At 52.2% G+C, this 1438-nt stretch carries 2 protein-coding genes; both read right to left on the bottom strand.

Going from position 1 to position 1438, the window contains the following annotated elements; genetic code table 11:
* Positions 1-842: 842 nt before the first annotated feature.
* Positions 843-1130, bottom strand: a complete 288-nt coding sequence (tnpB, locus tag AO277_RS13510; protein WP_099259021.1) for an IS66 family insertion sequence element accessory protein TnpB — start codon at positions 1128-1130, stop codon at positions 843-845.
* Positions 1037-1255, bottom strand: coding sequence for a hypothetical protein (locus AO277_RS29140; RefSeq protein ID WP_257214227.1), 219 nt, complete (start codon positions 1253-1255; stop codon positions 1037-1039). Before AO277_RS29140 ends, tnpB begins: the two co-directional genes overlap by 94 nt.
* Between the last annotated feature and the right edge of the window lie 183 nt (positions 1256-1438).

Raw genomic sequence — 1438 nt, 5'->3', positions numbered from 1 at the left:
GCCCAGGTGTTGACCAACAGCACGAAGTACATCAGCGGCAGTTGTCGGGACAATGCGATGTATTGAGCTTGCAGCAGCCGAGGATTATCGGAGGGCACGGACATCAGGGTGCGCAAGGCACCCAGTAGTTTTTTCAGCATTGTAAGGCTTCTCTGTCACTACAGTCAAAGCGCATGTGGCTTGCTGCTCAGGATGCGAGCCGGGTTGTAACCTGCTCACCTGTAATGTTCTCGGCAGCGGTAATTAATTCTTTACGGTAAAACAAGACTGAGCACTGGCGCGCTATGATGTGATCGAGAAGGATCACCNACCTTCCAGACGAAACCACCATTCTCAACTTCCGTCGTCTGCTGGAAAAGCACTAGTTGGCGACCGGAATTCTCGGCGTAATTAATTGTAGCGGCTTGCAATCGAAAACAGCAGTGCTCGCATTCAGCGCCTTTTTCGGCTCAGATTAACTGCGACTGACGCAGCCGCTTGGCTCAGATTAATTGCGAGCGAGCTTGCATTCAGCCTCATCGACTTGCATTCCATCGTTTCCGGCTCACATTAGCTGCAACTGAACCAGCACCGGTCGTCCATCAAACGAGGGTTTGTTGGACGGTTCGCATGCTTTCTACGGGCTAATCGCCAAGCACCACGACTCGCATCCAAGAACTGAGCACATATTTCAACGTCCAGTTATAAAGGCAAACCGCGAGTTTCTAAACACCTCATCAGTTGCAGATAGCGTGAGCCGGTTGATCGATAATTTGAGCTGGTCGCAAATACCATGAGCTGAGTCGCACATAATCCGAGCCAGCAGCTACGGATAATCGCAACTAATGTGTGCCAGCAAAGGCTCATAAACGCGAGCCAGCGGGTTTTCGATTGCAAGCCGCTACAAGTAACCAGTTCAGTTCCTGGACCGTCAGCACGATGGCCTCGTCCGCCTCATCGGGAGAGGTTTTGAACCGCTCGGACTCCAAACGCTTGAGCCAAAGGCAGAAGCCGTTGCGCTCCCAATAAAGGATTTTCACCCGGTTACGGTAGCGATTCAGAAAAACAGAAAGCACGGGATCGAACACGGCGACTTTGATATCCAGCTCAACCAGTGCGGCAAGGCCGTCGATGGACTTTCGAACGTCCACCGGCTTGGGGTGGCGACTTTGATATCCAGCTCAACCAGTGCGGCAAGGCCGTCGATGGACTTTCGAACGTCCACCGGCTTGGGGTAGAGGTACACTTTTTCGACTTTGGCGTCGGGTCGCATCATGAGGTGCTGGCTCCTGAAAAGAATCGGGAGCACAGCATCAGGCTTCAATTGCCGGCTTGGAATGTGGGGTTCATGAGGCGCTTACAATCTGTTCAGCTGGCACGCTTTGTCCTTCAGGTAGAGTGATGACTAACGGGATCGTTTTTTGTCTATCTCCCCCGGCAGCAGAATTATCAAGATAAA

The organism is Pseudomonas amygdali, assembly GCF_002699855.1.
Taxonomy (GTDB): Bacteria; Pseudomonadota; Gammaproteobacteria; order Pseudomonadales; family Pseudomonadaceae; genus Aquipseudomonas; species Aquipseudomonas amygdali.
This window is presented reverse-complemented; position numbering and strand designations above follow the sequence as displayed.